Below are 14816 nucleotides of genomic sequence, written 5' to 3' on the forward strand. Positions count from 1 at the left end.
GGGGTCTTTCAACCACCGGCGCTTTCAGCCATGAGGAGGATACAGCAAGCCGGGCCCGGAGTATCTTGACTCGGGAGGCGTCTATGCGGACCCTTGCCGCGTCTTTCCGCCAGGCTGAATTGATGAGCGCACGTCCTTTTCCCGAGATCCGCCGCCGTACCCTGGACACCGTGCCCGACTGGCCCGGCGTGTCGCCGCTGCTGGCCCGGGTGCTGGCCGCCCGCGGCGTCACCCGGGAAGAGCAGCTGCAGCTGAGCCTGGGCCGCCTGCCGCACCCGGACGGCTTCAACGGCCTGGGCGCCGCGGTGGACCTGCTGCAGCAGGCCCGCGACGAGCACTGGCGCATCTGTGTGGTGGGCGACTACGACGCCGACGGCGCCACCGCCACCGCGTTGATGGTGCGCGGGCTGGCCGGCCTGGGCTTCCGGCGCCCGGACTACCTGGTGCCCAACCGCTTCGAGTACGGCTACGGCCTGTCGCCGGCGATCGTCGAGCTGGCCCGGGAGACCCTGGCCCCGGACCTGATCATCACCGTGGATAATGGCATCGCCAGCGTCGACGGCGTGGCCGCCGCCCGGGCCGCCGGCATGCGCGTGCTGATCACCGACCACCACCTGCCCGGCGACCAACTTCCGGACGCGGACGCCCTGGTCAATCCGCGCCTGTGCGAGGACGGCTTCCCGGCCCGCAACCTGGCCGGCGTCGGCGTCGCCTTCTATTTACTGCTGGCGGTGCAGCGCCGCCTGGGCGTCAAAAGCCCGGTGCTCGACCTGCTGGACCTGGTGGCCCTGGGTACCGTGGCCGACGTGGTGATCCTGGACGACGCCAACCGCATCCTGGTGGAGCAGGGCCTGCGCCGCATCCGCGCCGGCAAGGGCAGCCCCGGCCTGCGCGCCCTGTTGCGCGTGGCCGGCCGCGACCCGGCCAAAGTAGTGGCGGCGGACCTGGGCTTCGCCGCCGGGCCGCGCCTCAACGCCGCCGGCCGCCTCACCGATATGAGCCACGGCATCGAGTGCCTGCTGGCGGACAGCGAGGAACAGGCGCGCCGCTTCGCCGAAGAGCTGGACACCATCAACCGCGAGCGGCGCGGCATCGAGCAGGGCATGCGCGACGCCGCCATGCTGGAAGTGGCGCGGCTGCGCGAGCGCGAGCTGCCCGCCGCGCTCTGCCTGCACGGCCCGGACTGGCACGAAGGGGTGGTGGGCATCCTCGCCTCGCGGGTCAAGGAGTCGGTGCACCGGCCGGTGATCGCCTTCGCCCCGGCCCGCGAGAAGGGCATGCTCAAGGGCTCCGGCCGCTCGATACCCGGCCTGCACCTGCGCGACGTGCTGGACGCGGTGGCCACCGCCCACCCGGAAATGCTGCACAAGTTCGGCGGCCACGCCATGGCCGCCGGCATGACCCTGCGCGCCGACCATCTGCCGGCCTTCACCGAGGCGTTCCGGGACGCGGTGGCGGCGGTGGCCGGCGCCGACCTGTTCGACGAGGTGGTGGAAACCGACGGCGCCCTGGAGGAAGCGGACCTCTGCCTGGACACCGCGGAACTCCTCAGCCACCGCTTCCCGTGGGGGCAGGGCTTCCCGCCGCCGCGCTTCGACGGCGAGTTCGAGGTGCTGGACAGCCGCGTGGTCGGCGAGCGCCACCTCAAGCTCACCCTGGGCCTGCCCGGCTGCGGCGGGGTGGTGGACGGCATCCATTTCAACGCCGACCTGGACCAGCTCGGCGACCGCCTGCGTCGGGTGTACGGCGTCTACCGCCTGGAAGTGAACGAATTCCGCGGCAACCGCAACCCGCAGCTGCTCTTCGAGCACCTCAGACCCGCGTAACAGGTGCCTCCCCGCGGGCACTTTGCTAGCATTGCCGTTCGCGCCGCCCCGGCGTGTTGTACCCGATTCGATTCTCGCGCGGCCCAAAAGGCCGGCGATGTCTGGCAGCCCCTAACGGAGGGAAGCATGAAAACAATTCACAAACACCGCCTGGAAGCCGGCACCGATGTGCAGGAACTGCGCCTGCCGGAAGAAGGTGATGTGCTGCGCGTTGACTTTATCCAGCAGGAACGCGCCATCTACATGTGGGTGGAAGTGGACGCCGACACCGTCATCGACACCCCCAAGGAAGTGCGCCGCTTCAAAGTATTCGCCACCGGCAGCGGCATCCCCAACAACGCCGTCTACATCGGCACCACCCTGGATAACCTCAAACCCGAGGCCTTCCACGTCTACGAACTGGTGGACTGACCCCCGGTGCCCGCCGGCCCCGGCCTCGTCAGGGGCCGGCTGAAACGGTAGAATACGCGGCTTTTCCCATTCTATTGAAAGCGCACTGAGAACCTTTATGGAAGTGAATCCGCTGAGAACCCACCTCACCGACCTGGCCGAGCGCGTCGATGCGCTGAGGGGGTATCTTTGACTACGACCAGAAGAGCGAACGACTGGTCGAAGTAGAGCGCGAACTGGCCCTGCCGGACGTCTGGAACGAGCCCCAGCGGGCCCAGGCCCTGGGCAAGGAGCGCTCGCAACTGGAACACATCGTCGCCACCCTGGACCAGGCCGGTCAGGGCATCGGTGACACCCGCGATCTGCTTGAACTGGCGGTGGAAGAGGGCGACGAAGCCACCGTCGCGGAAGTGGAAGCGGACCTGCAGCGCCTGGAGCGCATGGTCGCCGACCTGGAATTCCGCCGCATGTTCTCCGGCGAGATGGACGCCTCCAACGCCTATCTGGACATCCAGGCCGGTTCCGGCGGCACCGAAGCCCAGGACTGGGCCGAGATGCTGCTGCGCATGTACCTGCGCTGGGGCGAGGCGCACGGCTTCAAGACCGAGCTGGTGGAAGCCTCCGACGGCGACGTGGCCGGCATCAAGTCCGCCACCGTGCGCTTCGAGGGCGAGTACGCCTACGGCTGGCTGCGCACCGAGATCGGCGTGCACCGCCTGGTGCGCAAGAGCCCGTTCGACTCCGGCGGTCGCCGCCACACCTCCTTCGCCTCGGTGTTCCTGTCCCCGGAAGTGGACGAGGACATCGACGTGGACATCGATCCGTCCAAGATCCGCGTCGACACCTACCGGGCCTCCGGCGCCGGCGGTCAGCACGTCAACCGGACCGATTCCGCGGTGCGTCTGACCTATGTGCACACCGACCCGGAAACCGGCGAGGAAACCACCCTGGTGACGCAGTGCCAGAACGGCCGCTCCCAGCACCAGAACAAGGACCAGGCCATGCGCATGCTGCAGGCCAAGGTCTACGACCTGGAGCTGCAAAAGCGCAACGCCGAAAAGCAGAAGCAGGAAGAGGGCAAATCGGACATCGGCTGGGGCAGCCAGATCCGCTCCTACGTGCTCGACGACGGCCGCATCAAAGACCTGCGCACCAACGTGGAAAGCCACAACACCCAGCAGGTCCTCGACGGCGACCTGGACCGCTTTATCCAGGCCTCGCTGAAGGCAGGGCTTTAAAAGGTTAAACACATGGCTGACGAACAGAACACCCCCAACGACGCCGCCCACGAAGGCGCCGACGAAAACCGTCTGATCGCCGAGCGGCGCGCCAAGCTCAACGAGTGGCGCGAAAGCGGTGAGGCGTTTCCCAACCACTTCCGCCGCGACAGCCTGGCCGCCGACCTGCAAAAACAGTACGGCGAGCTGAGCAAGGAAGAGCTGGAAGAAAAGAACATCCAGGTGGCCGTGGCCGGGCGCCTGATGCTCGACCGCAAAGCCTTCAAGGTGCTGCAGGACATGTCCGGGCGCATCCAGATCTTCGCCCCCAAGCCGGTGCAGAAAGACACCAAGCACTGGGACCTGGGCGACGTGGTGGGCGTGCGCGGCACCCTGTGTAAATCCGGCATGGGCGACCTGTACGTGATGATGGACGAGTACCTGCTGCTCACCAAATCGCTGCGCCCGCTGCCGGAAAAACACAAAGGCCTCACCGACACCGAGTCCCGCTACCGTCAGCGCTACGTGGACCTGATCGTCAACGAGGACAGCCGCCGCACCTTCCAGATCCGCTCACAGATGGTGGCCGGCATCCGCAACTACCTGGTGCGCCACGGTTTCGTGGAAGCGGAAACGCCCATGCTGCAGGTGATCCCCGGCGGCGCCACGGCGCGGCCGTTCATCACCCATCACAATAGCCTGGACCTGGACATGTACCTGCGCATCGCGCCGGAACTGTACCTCAAGCGTCTGGTGGTGGGCGGCTTCGAGCGGGTGTTCGAGATCAACCGCAACTTCCGCAACGAGGGCCTCAGCACCCGGCACAATCCGGAATTCACCATGCTGGAGTTCTACCAGGCCTACGCGGATCACAACGACCTGATGAACCTCACCGAGGACATGCTGCGCACCCTGGCGCAGGACGTGCTCGGCACCACCGAGATTCCCTACCAGGATGACGTCTACGACTTCGGCAAGCCGTTCGCGCGGCTGTCGGTGTTCGATTCCATCCTGCAGTACAACGACGACATCGACGCCGCCACCCTGGCCGACGAGCAGGGCGCCCGCGGCATCGCCGAACGGCTGGGCATCGCCGTGAAGGACGGCTGGGGCCTGGGCAAGGTGCAGATCGAGATCTTCGAGAAGACCGTCGAGCACCGCCTCAAGGACCCCACTTTCATTACCGATTACCCCACCGAGGTGTCGCCGCTGGCCCGCCGCAAGGACGACGACCCCTTCGTCACCGAGCGCTTCGAGTTCTTCGTCGGCGGCCGCGAGATCGCCAACGGCTTCTCCGAGCTCAACGACGCCGAGGATCAAGCGGAACGATTTCGCGCCCAGGTGGCCGAAAAAGAAGCGGGGGACGACGAAGCCATGTTCTACGACGAAGACTACATCACCGCTCTGGAACACGGCCTGCCGCCCACCGCCGGTGAGGGAATCGGCATCGACCGTCTGGTGATGTTATTCACGAATTCTCCCTCTATTCGTGATGTAATCCTGTTTCCTCACATGCGACCGCGCTAGCCCGACATCAGTGCGCATTAACGAATAACAAAGTGAAGGCCGTTATGAGTTCAGCCATTCAGTATCAGGGCCGCAAGGCCCGTCGCGCCGGCAGTGAACAACGCCGCCAGGCCATTCTGGACGCGGCGCTTAACATCATCGTCACCGACGGCATCCGCGCGGTGCGCCACCGCGCCGTGGCCCGCGAGGCGGATGTGCCGCTCTCCGCCACCACCTATTACTTCAAGGACATCTCCGACCTGATCGCGGACGCCTTCACGCTGTTCGCGGAGCGTGCCCTGGAAGAGGTGATCCGCCCGTTCCGCGACCAGGCGTTCGGCTTGATCCAGCAGTTCCAGGCCCAGGCCAGCCACCAGGAGCCCGACCGCGCCCGTCTGATCGAGTCGCTGGCGTCGATGACCACCGCGTTCATCCTCGATGAGGTGACCAACCGCCGCGAGCATCTGATCGCCGAGCAGGCGTTCTTCCAGGAGGCGATTCTCGACCCGCGCCTGCGGGGGCTGGCGGATCTGTACCTCAAGGAAATGTCGTCGCTACTGATCGACGCCTGCCGGGCGGTGGGGTCGGAAAGCCCGGAACTGGACGCGGAGCTGATCCACAGCTTCCTGCTCGCCACCGAGGTGCGCCTGCTCGCCCACCCGGAATGGGCCGACGAAAAGGCGCTCAACAAACGCATGCACCACCTTTTGGAGAAGCTGGTCCCCCATGGCTGAACAGTCCTCGGTGGAGTTGGAGCCGGGCTGGAAGCAGGTGCTCGGTGACGAATTCACCAAGCCCTACATGCAGAATCTGAAAGCCTTCCTGCGCCAGGAAAAGCAGGCCGGCGAGACCGTCTACCCGCCCGGCCCGGACATCTTCCGCGCCTTTAACGAGACCCCCTTCGACCAGGTCAAGGTGGTGATTCTCGGCCAGGACCCGTACCACGGCCCCAACCAGGCCCACGGGCTGTGCTTCTCGGTGCAGCCGGGCGTGCGCACGCCGCCGTCGCTGATCAATATCTTCAAGGAAATCGAGCGGGACCTGGGCATCCCGGCCCCGGACCACGGCAACCTGGACGCCTGGGCGCGCCAGGGTGTGCTGTTGCTCAACGCGGTGCTCACCGTGCGCGCCGGCCAGGCCGCTTCCCACCAGCGCCAGGGCTGGGAAGAATTCACCGACCAGGCCATCGAGCACATCAACCGCGAGCGCGAAGGCGTGGTGTTTTTTCTGTGGGGCAGCTACGCCCAGAAAAAAGGCAAGCTGATCGACCGCCAGCGCCACTGCGTGCTCACCGCGCCGCACCCGTCGCCGCTCTCCGCGCATCGCGGTTTCCTGGGCTGCGGGCACTTTTCCCGCGCCAACCAGTACCTTCTGCAACAAGGCAAGGACCCCATCGACTGGTCCCTGTGAACCTTCGCATCACCGACCCATTAAGGACCCTTTCGGCATGACCGACAGTGTACAGTTCGAAGAACGCCCCACCGGCAGCGGCCACCTGATCGGCCGCGCCACGCTCAACGCGCCGCGCTCGCTCAACGCCCTCAGCCTGGAAATGATCGAAGCCCTCGACCGGCAAATCACCGACTGGCAGGCCCGCGAAGAGGTCGTGGCGATCTGGCTGGAAGGCAACGGCGGCAAGGCGCTCAGCGCCGGCGGCGACGTGGTCGCCCTGCACGGCGCCATGGTCAAGCACGCCGGACAAAGCCGGAACCCGTTCACCGAGCACTACTTCGCCAGTGAATACCGCCTCGACCATCGCCTGCACACCTCCGAGACCCCGGTGATCTGCTGGGCGGACGGCGTGGTGATGGGCGGCGGCATGGGCCTGATGCAGGCCAGCCAGTTCCGCCTGGTGACCCCGAAAAGCCGGCTCGCCATGCCGGAAATCACCATCGGCCTGTTCCCGGACGTGGGCGCCAGCTGGTTCCTCAACCGCCTGCCCGGCAAAACCGGCCTGTTCCTGGGCCTCACCGGCGTCCACCTCAACGCCCGCGACGCCCTCGACCTGGGGCTCGCCGACCGCTTCGTCGACGCCGACCGCGAGCAGGTGCTCGACGCCCTGGCCGAAACCCACTACCAGGACGACCGCGCCGCCAACCGCCGGCAACTGCACCGCACCCTGCAGGATCTCGCCACCCGCCCGGACAGCCTCACCCCGGCGGTGATGGATCATCTCGACACCATCAACACCCTCTGCGACGCCGCCACCGTCAACGAAGTGGTGCACCGCATCCTAGAGCACAAACAATGCGACGGCTGGCTTGACAAAGCCCGCGCCACCCTCGCCGACGGCTGCCCGCAAACCGCCCACCTGGTCTGGGAACAACTGCGGCGCAGCCGCCACCTGTCCCTGGCCGAAGTGTTCCGCATGGAATGGTGCCTGGCGGTGCAATGCACCCTGCACGCCGACTTCCGCGAAGGCGTCCGCGCCCTGCTCATCGACAAGGACGGCAAACCGCGCTTCCGCCACCGCGACGTCGACCAGGTCGACCCCGAATACATCGACGGCTTCTTCCGGAACCCGGCGCCGCAGCACCCCCTAGCCGACCTCTGAGCCTGAGGGTGGCCTTGTGCGAGCGGGCCTCGCCCGCGAAAGGCCGGCAAGCCGGCCGGCAGGATCCCAGAGGCGCCTCCCTGGAGGGTCACACCGGGCGGTCTACCGACCCGCCGCCCGACGCTCCTCCTCGATGACTTGGACCAGCTCCTCGACCGGCAACGCCCGGCTCCGGTGCGCCCCGGTCCCGGCCCACAGGCTCTTCCATTCGACGCCGGCGGCCTTGCGCAACGGCGAGGTGAGCCGGTGCTGGTCCGGGTAAGGCGCCACCTCGGTGGGCGCCCGCCCGTCCATCCAGGCGTTGGCGATGCCCCGCGCCCAGCGCCCGGACACCGCCCGGGTCACCGCGGTGGCGTCCGGCCCCGCGTCGGCCAATGCCTGGCGCCAGCCCTCGGCGGTGCCGGCCTCCGGGCAGCGCAAAAACGCCGTGCCCAGCTGGCCGGTGGCCGCGCCGGCGGCCATCACCCGCGCCACGTCGGCGCCGTCCATCAGGCCGCCGGCGGCGATCAGCGGCGTCGCGATGTCCTGGCAGGCGCTCAGCAGCGCGTCCAGCGGCTGGCCTTCGCCCTGCGGGTCGGCCCCGCCACGGTGGCCGCCGGCTTCCTCGCCCTGCAGCACGATGCCGTCGACGCCGTCGCCGGCCAGCGCCAGCGCCTCGTCACGGTGCGTGGCGGTGCCCACCAGGGCGATGCCGCGCGCCCGGCAGGCCGCCATCATCGATTTGGGCAGGCGCCCGAAGGTCCAGGAAAACACCGCCGGGCGCGCCTCCAGCATGGCCTCGAACTGCTCACGGAAATCCGGCAGCGGCGGAAAATCATCCGGCAGCGGCACGCCGGCCTGCCGGTAGCAGGGCGACAGCGCCTTCAGGGCCGCCCGCCATTCCGCGTCGGTGGCGTCCCGTTCGGCGGGAATAAACAGAGTGATGGCGAAGGCGTCGCCGCCCGCCGCCCGCACGCCCTCGGCGGCGGCCATGATGGCGTCGCCGCTCAAATAGCCGGCGCCCACCGAGCCGAGCGCGCCGGCGCGGCTGGCGCCCGCCACGACGTCAGCGGTGGACAGGCCGCCGGCCATCGGCGCCTGGATCAAGGAGTAGTCTTGGAACGCCATGGCGCCTCCGGTGTGCTAACGGTTCAGGATTTCGGTTGCGGCAGCGAGTAGGGCAGGTCCAGCGGCTCGGCGTGCAGCGGCTGGTCACCGTGGTAGAGCTCGCCCTCGTGGGTCACGCGCAGCGCCGCCAGTGCCACCGGGGCCGGCGCGCCCGGGGCGCTGTCGACCACTTCGCCCACCGCCTTGCCGTCGGCGTTACGCAGGCTTTCCCCGGCCTGCAGCGGCGGCCCCTGGTACTGAAAGGCGCGCATCCGCTGCTTGAGCTTGCCCTTGAAGTGCATCCGCGCCACCACTTCCTGGCCGGTGTAGCAGCCTTTCTTGAAGCTGACGCCGCCGAGCACGTCGTAATTCAGCACCTGGGGCAGGAACAGGTCCTCGCCGCCGGAGAACACCTGGGCCTCGCCCGCCAGAATGTCCTGGAAGCGGGCGCCGTTGCTGTCCACCAGGGCGCGCTCGGCGCTCAGCGCCTGCCAGTGGGCGCCCAGCAGGCCCGGCGCCGCCACCAGCAGCGCCACGTCCGCGTGGGCGTAGCGCAGCACGGTGATGCCGTCGCGGTGCGCGCTCTGCCCGGCGCCGGGCACCGGCAGGCCGGCCTCGGCGAGGGTGCCGTCGACGCCGCCGCTGAGCTGCGCCACCGCCAGTTCCGGGTCAGGCTGGAAATCGGCCTTGGCGCGCAGTTTGTATTTCTCGAAGCAGCGCAGGGTGTCGTCCACCCGGGCCTGGGGCACCACCAGCAGGTAGCCGCCGGGCATCGCCGCCACCCGGGCGCTGACCAGCCCCCGGCCCTTCAGGGAAAGGTGCATGGCCAGCCGCTGGGCGCCTTCGTCGATGTGCTTGAGGTCGGCGGTGATCTGCCCCTGCAGATAGTCGCCGGCTTCGTCGCCGGTCACGCGGATAACCGCCAGGTGGTCGCAAAGCGCCAGCGCCGGTTGCCGCACGCCGCCCGCGCTGGGTTGCTGATCGCCGAGAATGGCTTGCCAGGTGCTCATAATGCCCCTTTCCTTAGAATATCGAGCTTGGAAATAGCGAGTGCCGCGCCAGAGTTTGGGGCGCATGGCTGTAAACCAAGGCCCATGATGATAGATAATCCACCCCTGATCTGTCAGTCCATCAGCCAAAGAGGCGCCATCAATGACACCCCCGGAATCCCTTGATATCGCCGAACAGAAGCGACGTTTCCACTGGCAATGCCGGCGCGGCGCCTCCGAGGTGGAAGTGGTGCTCAACGCCTATCTGGAGCGTTTTTTCGAGGTCGACGACGATGAGCGCCGCGCCCGCTTCGCCCGCCTGCTGGAATGCGAGGACGTGGACCTGCTGGAATGGTTCACCCGGCGCTCCCAGCCCGAGGACCCGGAATTGCGCGCCTTCGTCGCCGAGTTGCTCGACCGTGTGGCCCAGAAGGGTTGAGCTGGCCGGCTCCCGCTACCCGCGGCGGTTGCGGTGCGCCGCGCTCGGCCTGGGCGCGGCGGCGATCCTGCTCAGTGGCCTGCCGCTGAGCCTGGCGGCGCTCACCGGGCTGGCCGCGCTGGTGGCGGCGCGCCGCTGGCGCCCGGCCACGCCGCGCAGCGTGGACGTCACCCCCGGCGCCGTGCGGCTGAGCCTGCGCGACGGCCGCCGGGTGACCCTGACGCCGCCGTTCCGGGTGATGCTGCGCGAGCACTGGCTGGCCCTGCACTGCCCGCGCCGGGGCTGGGTGTGGGTGTTCCCGGACCAGGCCGGCCCGGCGGCGCTGACGCCGCTGCGCCAGGTGCTCTACCTGCAGCGCCGCTGATCAGGGCCGTCCCGGCACCAGCACCGAATCCTTGCCGACCGGGTCCGCGTCCGGGAATTCACGCATGAAGTGCAGGCCCCGGCTTTCCTTGCGCTGCAGCGCCGAGCGGATAATCAGATCGGCGATCACCACCAGATTACGCAGCTCCAGCAGGTCGTTGCTGATGTGGTAATTGCTGTAATACTCGGTGATTTCCTTTTTCAGCATCTCCACCCGGTGCTGGGCCCGCTCCAGGCGCTTGGTGGTGCGCACGATGCCCACGTAGTCCCACATGAAGCGGCGCAGCTCGTCCCAGTTGTGGCTGATCACCACGTCTTCGTCGGAGTCGGTCACCTTGGAATCGTCCCAGGGCGCCGCCTCGCGGGGCTCGGGCAGGTCGTGCAGATGCTCGCCGATATGCTCCGCCACGGCGCGGCCGTAGACGAAGCACTCCAGCAGGGAATTGCTGGCCATGCGGTTGGCGCCGTGCAGGCCGGTGAAGCCGGTTTCGCCGAGCGCGTACAGCCCGGGCACGTCGGTGCGCCCGTCGCGGTCGATGATCACGCCGCCGCAGGTGTAGTGCGCCGCCGGCACCACCGGAATCGGATCGCGGGTGATGTCCAGCCCCAGCTGCAGGCACTTGGCGTACACGGTGGGGAAGTGCTCGATGATGAAATCCGCCGGCTTGTGGCTGATGTCCAGATACAGGCAGTCCGCGCCCAGACGCTTCATTTCATGGTCGATGGCGCGCGCCACCACGTCCCGGGGCGCCAGCTCGGCGCGCTCGTCGAAGCGCGGCATGAAACGCTCGCCGTTGGGCAGCAGCAGGCGGCCGCCTTCGCCGCGGATCGCCTCGGTGATCAGAAAGCTCTTCGCCTTGGGGTGGTACAGGCAGGTGGGGTGGAACTGCATGAATTCCATGTTCGCCACCCGGCAGCCGGCGCGCCACGCCATGGCGATGCCGTCGCCGGTGGCCACGTCCGGGTTGGAGGTATACAGGTACACCTTGGAGGCGCCGCCGGTGGCCAGCACCACCGAGCGCGCCAGAATCACGTCGGTTTCGCCGGTTTTGATGTTGTGCACATAGGCCCCGCAGCAACGACGTTCGCTGTTGTGCTCCTGCAGAATCAGGTCCACGGCGACCCGGTGCTCAAAAAGCTGTACATTGTCGCGCTCCTTGACGCGGTCGATCAGCGTGCTGGAGATCGCCACCCCGGTGGCGTCGGCGGCGTGGATGATGCGCCGGTGGCTGTGGCCGCCCTCGCGGGTCAGGTGGTAGGGCAGGGGATTGGCCTCCGAGCCCTCCAGGCGGGTAAAGTCCACCCCCTGGTCGATCAGCCAGCGAATCGCGCGCGGCCCGTTTTCCACCGTGTAGCGCACCGCGTCGTCATGGCACAGGCCGCCGCCGGCCAGGTGGGTGTCGCGCACGTGGCTCTCCAGGGAGTCGTCGCTGTCGAGCACCGCGGCCACGCCGCCCTGGGCGTAGTAAGTGCTTGCATGGGTGAGTTCACCCTTGGACAGCAGCGCCGCCTGCACGCCGTCGGGCAGGCCCAGGGCCACGGTAAGGCCGGCGGCGCCGGAGCCGATGATCAGAACGTCGTAGCGGAAGGTGGCCATGAAGCCTCTTTAGCTGGGGAAATGTTGAACCAATGTGAAAACCGGTGCTTCCGGAGGCGCTAGTATAGCCGCCCGTGGAACACCTGATACAATACCGCGTTTTACCCTCCAGCCAGGCTGGGAACAGTGATACCTTGACGGGAGCCCCGGTGTCAGACGAACAGTTGGTCAAGAAAGCCAAGAGCGGCGATCAGCGCGCCTTCGAGGTGCTGGTGCTCAAGTACCAGCAGCGTATCTTCGCGCTGATCAGCCGCTATGTGCGTGACCACGACGAGGTCCAGGACGTCGCCCAGGAAGCCTTTATCAAAGCCTGGCGCGCGCTGCCCCGTTTCCGTGGCGACAGTGCCTTTTACACCTGGCTCTATCGGATCGCCGTGAACACCGCCAAGAACCATCTGGTGTCGTTGAGCCGCCGTCCGCCGGGCTCCGACCTGGATGCCGCCGAGGCGGAACAGTACAGTGGCGCGGAGATGCTCCATGAAATTGGAACCCCGGAGTCGCATCTGTTGTCCGATGAGTTGGAGGCAGTTATCCACAAGTCCATCGAGGAGCTGCCCCAGGAGCTGAGGACCGCCGTCACCTTGCGTGAATTCGAAGGTCTCAGCTATGAGGATATCGCGGCGGTCATGGAGTGCCCGGTGGGAACCGTTCGTTCCCGCATTTTCCGGGCCCGTGAAGCCATCGATGAAGCGGTGCGTCCCCTGCTCGGGTCGCAGCGCGGCGACAGAGGGTGAGGACATGAACAGGGACTACGAAGCGCTTTCCGCCTTCCTGGACGGCGAAACCAACGAACTGGAAACCCGGCGCGTACTGCGCGACCTGGACCAGGCCGATATCGCGACCCTGGGCCGCTGGCAACTGGCCAGCGATACCCTGCGCGGGCACGCCAGCCGGGAAGTGCCGCCGGCGTTCAACGCACGGCTCTCCGCCGCCCTGGCGGCGGAATCGAAGCCCGCCAAGCGGGCCGGCATGATGGGCGGCTTTGCCCGGGTGGCGGTGGCCGCCTCCGTGGCCGCCGCCACCGTGATCGGCTGGCAGTACTGGAGCGTGCCCGCCGGCAACGGCGCGGCGGCGCCCACCATCGCCGCCAATGACGGCGCCGCGCCGTCCGCGCCCACCGGCAGCGCCACCATCGGCGCCACCCCGGTGGCCGCCGAGCAGCGCCTGACGCGGCCGTTCGGCGAGACCTCCTTGGTGGCGCAGGGCGCCCGTCAGGGCGAGCGCGCCACCGGCACCGTCAACACCGCCCAGCCGCGGGTGAACGCCATGCTGCTGCGCCACAGTGAATTCACCGCTCGCCACAGCAGCCAGGGCATGATGCCCTATGCCCGCCTGGTGAGCATGGACGCCCGCAACGGAGCACGCTAACGAAATGATGCGGACCCTCGCCCTCGGCCTCGCCCTGGCCGCCCCCCTCGCCGCACCCGTCGCGATTGCCGACCCCACGCCCGCTCAGGCGCTGCTGGAGGAGATGACCGAAGCCTCCCAGCAGCTGCAGTACCGGGGTCGCTTTCTGTATCAGCTGGGCGGCGAGGTGAGCACCATGGAACTGAGCCACGCGGTGATCGACGGCAAGCAGTACCAGCGCCTCACCCACCTCGACGGCCGCCTGGTGGAAGTGCTGCAGCTGGGCGATGAAGTGGTGTGCCTGCACCCCAACGGCACCCTGACCCGCATCAACGACAACGACACCGGCCTGCTGGCGTTCCGCGACCGGCTGTCCTCATCGATTCCCGAACAATACAACGTGCTGGTGGACGGCGACGGCCGCGTGGCCGGCCGCGTCACCACCCGCATGCGCGTGGCGCCCCTGGACAACCACCGCTACGGCTACCGGCTGTGGGTGGACCGCGACAGCAGCCTGCTGCTGAAATCCGAAATGGTGGACGCCAGCGGCCTGGCCGTGGAGCGCGTCGAGTTCGTGTCCCTGGACCTGGAGCCGGGCCTGGAGCGTGCCGATTTCCAGCTGCCCAAGGTGATCGCCGAGCGCTCCCTGGAGAACGTGGCCGCGGCCAGCCCCGAGCGCGTACACGTGGAAGCCGGCTGGCTGCCGTCCGGCTTTGAAGCCGCCGACCGCGACTGGCGGCGGGTGGCGGACCTGCGCCAGCCGGTCACCGCGCAAAGCTACACCGACGGCCTGGCCACCTTTACCCTGTTCGTGGAGAGCGTGGCCAACGATCAGGTGGAAGAGGGCGTCAGCCGCGTCGGCCCCACCGTGGCGATCAGCCGGGTGCAGAACCTGGACGAGCGCGTCTACCTGATGACCCTGGTGGGCGAAATTCCGCAGCCCACCGCCGAACGCATCATGGAAGCGGTGGCGATTCGCGCCACGGACAAACGGCCATGATAGAAGAGCAGGGGCGCGTGGTGGCCCGTGAGCCCGGAGCGATCTGGGTGGAAACGGTGCGCGCCGGCACCTGCTCGTCGTGCCAGGCCCGCCAGGGCTGCGGGCACAGCGTGATCAACCGCCAGGCCGCCGGCCAGCGCGCCCGCCTGCGGGTGGTCACCGATCTCAGTTTTCGCGACGGCGACCCGGTGGTGATCGGGGTGCCGGAAAAAGCAGTGCTCTACGGCGCCCTCTGGGTGTACGCCCTGCCGCTGGCGCTGCTGTTCGGCGGCGCCCTGCTGGGCGACGCGCTGTCGCTGACGCTGGCCGGGCGCGCCGTGGACGGCGCCGCGCTGTTCGGCGTCGGCGGCCTGCTTCTGGGCTTCCTGATCACCCGCCTGCACGGTCGCCGTGTCGCCGGCGCCGGGCGCTATCAGCCGCGCGTGCTGAGCCGCCCGGGCGGCGCCGACGCTGAAACCACGATCCGGGTGCGGCCCGCGCGCTGACCCGGCCTGAACCTAGA

Annotated in this window: 16 protein-coding genes; 13 read left to right on the forward strand and 3 right to left on the reverse strand. The window is 68.1% G+C overall.

Features of this window, described 5'->3' with window-relative positions; all coding sequences use genetic code 11:
• The first annotated feature begins 122 nt into the window (after window positions 1–122).
• From recJ to ACEQZD_RS11360, 7 genes are all read left to right on the forward strand, one after another.
• Window positions 123–1826: a single-stranded-DNA-specific exonuclease RecJ gene (recJ, locus tag ACEQZD_RS11330; protein ID WP_370185526.1), complete on the forward strand. Its 1704-nt coding sequence runs from the start codon at window positions 123–125 to the stop codon at window positions 1824–1826.
• Window positions 1827–1952: 126 nt separating this feature from the next.
• The gene (locus tag ACEQZD_RS11335; RefSeq protein WP_142949466.1) at window positions 1953–2237 is read left to right on the forward strand and encodes a hypothetical protein; all 285 of its coding nucleotides are present in this window, start codon (window positions 1953–1955) and stop codon (window positions 2235–2237) included.
• Window positions 2238–2334: 97 nt separating this feature from the next.
• A protein-coding gene (gene prfB, locus ACEQZD_RS11340; RefSeq protein WP_142949465.1) for a peptide chain release factor 2 occupies window positions 2335–3454 on the forward strand; the annotation gives its coding sequence in 2 pieces (ribosomal slippage) (window positions 2335–2406 and window positions 2408–3454; 1119 coding nt in all).
• A 12-nt stretch (window positions 3455–3466) separates the two neighbouring features.
• Window positions 3467–4960: a lysine--tRNA ligase gene (gene lysS, locus ACEQZD_RS11345; protein ID WP_370185529.1), complete on the forward strand. Its 1494-nt coding sequence runs from the start codon at window positions 3467–3469 to the stop codon at window positions 4958–4960.
• A 44-nt stretch (window positions 4961–5004) separates the two neighbouring features.
• On the forward strand, window positions 5005–5673 hold the full coding sequence (locus ACEQZD_RS11350; protein WP_142949463.1) for a TetR/AcrR family transcriptional regulator: 669 nt from the start codon (window positions 5005–5007) through the stop codon (window positions 5671–5673).
• The gene (ung, locus tag ACEQZD_RS11355) at window positions 5666–6349 is read left to right on the forward strand and encodes a uracil-DNA glycosylase (protein ID WP_370185532.1); all 684 of its coding nucleotides are present in this window, start codon (window positions 5666–5668) and stop codon (window positions 6347–6349) included. The genes ACEQZD_RS11350 and ung overlap by 8 nt, the downstream gene beginning before the upstream one ends.
• 37 nt (window positions 6350–6386) lie before the next feature.
• Window positions 6387–7493 (forward strand): enoyl-CoA hydratase/isomerase family protein, encoded by a 1107-nt coding sequence (locus ACEQZD_RS11360; protein WP_370185535.1) that lies wholly within the window; start codon window positions 6387–6389, stop codon window positions 7491–7493.
• Window positions 7494–7595: 102 nt separating this feature from the next.
• Here ACEQZD_RS11360 and ACEQZD_RS11365 read toward each other — a convergent pair whose 3' ends face one another.
• On the reverse strand, window positions 7596–8600 hold the full coding sequence (locus tag ACEQZD_RS11365; RefSeq protein ID WP_370185538.1) for an NAD(P)H-dependent flavin oxidoreductase: 1005 nt from the start codon (window positions 8598–8600) through the stop codon (window positions 7596–7598).
• Between the two features lie 23 nt (window positions 8601–8623).
• Entirely contained in the window at window positions 8624–9589 is a 966-nt protein-coding gene (locus tag ACEQZD_RS11370) for a folate-binding protein YgfZ (protein WP_370185541.1), read from the reverse strand.
• 142 nt (window positions 9590–9731) lie between these two features.
• Here ACEQZD_RS11370 and ACEQZD_RS11375 point away from each other — a divergent pair, with 142 nt between their 5' ends.
• The gene (locus tag ACEQZD_RS11375; protein WP_142950086.1) at window positions 9732–10007 is read left to right on the forward strand and encodes a succinate dehydrogenase assembly factor 2; all 276 of its coding nucleotides are present in this window, start codon (window positions 9732–9734) and stop codon (window positions 10005–10007) included.
• Window positions 9988–10371 carry a hypothetical protein gene (locus tag ACEQZD_RS11380; protein WP_335628750.1) on the forward strand — a complete coding sequence of 128 codons (384 nt, stop codon included), beginning with the start codon at window positions 9988–9990 and terminating at the stop codon, window positions 10369–10371. Before ACEQZD_RS11375 ends, ACEQZD_RS11380 begins: the two co-directional genes overlap by 20 nt.
• On the opposite strand, the gene nadB is transcribed toward ACEQZD_RS11380, so the two are convergent.
• Complete coding sequence (nadB, locus tag ACEQZD_RS11385; RefSeq protein WP_142950088.1) at window positions 10372–11967, reverse strand: L-aspartate oxidase; 1596 nt, start codon at window positions 11965–11967, stop codon at window positions 10372–10374.
• Window positions 11968–12116: 149 nt separating this feature from the next.
• Between nadB and rpoE the strand changes: the two genes are divergently transcribed.
• From rpoE to ACEQZD_RS11405, 4 genes are read left to right on the forward strand one after another with little or no spacing between them, the layout of a single operon-like run.
• Window positions 12117–12701, forward strand: a complete 585-nt coding sequence (gene rpoE, locus ACEQZD_RS11390) for an RNA polymerase sigma factor RpoE (protein ID WP_142950089.1) — start codon at window positions 12117–12119, stop codon at window positions 12699–12701.
• 4 nt (window positions 12702–12705) lie between these two features.
• Window positions 12706–13335 carry a sigma-E factor negative regulatory protein gene (locus ACEQZD_RS11395; RefSeq protein WP_142950090.1) on the forward strand — a complete coding sequence of 210 codons (630 nt, stop codon included), beginning with the start codon at window positions 12706–12708 and terminating at the stop codon, window positions 13333–13335.
• A gap of 4 nt (window positions 13336–13339) precedes the next feature.
• Window positions 13340–14314, forward strand: a complete 975-nt coding sequence (locus ACEQZD_RS11400) for a MucB/RseB C-terminal domain-containing protein (protein WP_142950091.1) — start codon at window positions 13340–13342, stop codon at window positions 14312–14314.
• The gene (locus ACEQZD_RS11405) at window positions 14311–14799 is read left to right on the forward strand and encodes a SoxR reducing system RseC family protein (RefSeq protein ID WP_142950092.1); all 489 of its coding nucleotides are present in this window, start codon (window positions 14311–14313) and stop codon (window positions 14797–14799) included. Before ACEQZD_RS11400 ends, ACEQZD_RS11405 begins: the two co-directional genes overlap by 4 nt.
• Window positions 14800–14816 lie beyond the last annotated feature (17 nt).

This window comes from Alloalcanivorax sp. (genome assembly GCF_964221125.1).
Taxonomy (GTDB): domain Bacteria; phylum Pseudomonadota; class Gammaproteobacteria; order Pseudomonadales; family Alcanivoracaceae; genus Alloalcanivorax; species Alloalcanivorax venustensis.

Bases quoted from the DNA above. Each gene is read 5' to 3' on its own strand.
- recJ (WP_370185526.1), top strand. From the start codon at position 123: ATGAGCGCACGTCCTTTTCCCGAGATCCGCCGCCGTACCCTGGACACC.
- ACEQZD_RS11335 (WP_142949466.1), top strand. From the start codon at position 1,953: ATGAAAACAATTCACAAACACCGCCTGGAAGCCGGCACCGATGTGCAG.
- lysS (WP_370185529.1), top strand. From the start codon at position 3,467: ATGGCTGACGAACAGAACACCCCCAACGACGCCGCCCACGAAGGCGCC.
- ACEQZD_RS11350 (WP_142949463.1), top strand. From the start codon at position 5,005: ATGAGTTCAGCCATTCAGTATCAGGGCCGCAAGGCCCGTCGCGCCGGC.
- ung (WP_370185532.1), top strand. From the start codon at position 5,666: ATGGCTGAACAGTCCTCGGTGGAGTTGGAGCCGGGCTGGAAGCAGGTG.
- ACEQZD_RS11360 (WP_370185535.1), top strand. From the start codon at position 6,387: ATGACCGACAGTGTACAGTTCGAAGAACGCCCCACCGGCAGCGGCCAC.
- ACEQZD_RS11365 (WP_370185538.1), bottom strand. From the start codon at position 8,600: ATGGCGTTCCAAGACTACTCCTTGATCCAGGCGCCGATGGCCGGCGGC.
- ACEQZD_RS11370 (WP_370185541.1), bottom strand. From the start codon at position 9,589: ATGAGCACCTGGCAAGCCATTCTCGGCGATCAGCAACCCAGCGCGGGC.
- ACEQZD_RS11375 (WP_142950086.1), top strand. From the start codon at position 9,732: ATGACACCCCCGGAATCCCTTGATATCGCCGAACAGAAGCGACGTTTC.
- nadB (WP_142950088.1), bottom strand. From the start codon at position 11,967: ATGGCCACCTTCCGCTACGACGTTCTGATCATCGGCTCCGGCGCCGCC.
- ACEQZD_RS11395 (WP_142950090.1), top strand. From the start codon at position 12,706: ATGAACAGGGACTACGAAGCGCTTTCCGCCTTCCTGGACGGCGAAACC.
- ACEQZD_RS11400 (WP_142950091.1), top strand. From the start codon at position 13,340: ATGATGCGGACCCTCGCCCTCGGCCTCGCCCTGGCCGCCCCCCTCGCC.
- ACEQZD_RS11405 (WP_142950092.1), top strand. From the start codon at position 14,311: ATGATAGAAGAGCAGGGGCGCGTGGTGGCCCGTGAGCCCGGAGCGATC.